The organism is Streptomyces ureilyticus, from assembly GCF_011045025.1.
Taxonomy (GTDB): Bacteria; Actinomycetota; Actinomycetes; order Streptomycetales; family Streptomycetaceae; genus Streptomyces; species Streptomyces ureilyticus.
In genome coordinates this window covers 1-840 of record NZ_JAAKZX010000496.1, presented here as the reverse complement: position 1 = coordinate 840, position 840 = coordinate 1, and the positions used below count along the sequence as shown (strand labels likewise).

Genomic DNA, 840 nt, shown 5'->3' with positions numbered 1-840 from the left:
GACGAGGGGAAGCACTCCGCTTCCGCGGGGGACGGGGCGGGGGACGGTACGAATCCAGCCACGCCTGACGGCACCCCGACCCCGGTCGGGCACCCGGAGAACGCCACGAGCGGGCTCCGCCGTGAGAACACCGAGGGCGACTTCGAACTGGAGCGGCCTGCGGGCGCCGCGCCTGTCCGTGGCGCGGGCGACGGTGATCCGTCCGGCGCGCCGTACGGGGCGGGCGGCGCTCCGGAGGGTGGTCCGGTGTCCGGTGGCCGCGCGTCCGGTGAGCGGGCCAAGCCTCTGCACGATCCGGATCCGTACAGCACGCCTCCGTACGGGGAGCCCGGGCCCTACGCGCCCGCGCCGCCGGTGCAGCATCCGGGGACGACTCCCGCGCCGGGTACGGCCGTTCCGGCGGCGACACCGGGGCACGGCGCCGACACCCCCGGATCGACCACTGGCGGTGGTGTGCCGGGACAGGCCGCGACTCCGCCGCAGAACGGGCCCGTCGGCCCGGCGGCTCCGACGCACGGTACGGGCGTGTCCGGAGCGAGCCCGGGGCACGGCGCCGGCACCCCCGGATCGACCACTGGCGGTGGTGTGCCGGGACAGGCGGCGACTTCGCCGCAGAACGGGCCCGTCGGCCCGGCGGGACCGACGTACGGCACCGGCGTGCCTGGGGCGAGCCCTGCCGTCCATGGCACGGGCGTGCCTGGAGCGGGCCCAGCCCACGGCACCCACATACCTGCGCCCGCAGCCATACCTGCGCCCGCAGCGCCCGTGCCTCACCCGGCGCAAGGCCCTGCTCACCACCTGAGCGCGGCCCCGGACCCACAAGCCCAATCCCCCCAATCC

General features: G+C 77.0%; 1 protein-coding gene. It reads right to left on the bottom strand.

The features are described 5' to 3' along the window. Positions 1 to 291: hypothetical protein (locus G6048_RS51710; protein ID WP_206343061.1), on the bottom strand; the 291-nt coding region annotated here is incomplete at its 3' end. Positions 292 to 840: the final 549 nt, after the last annotated feature.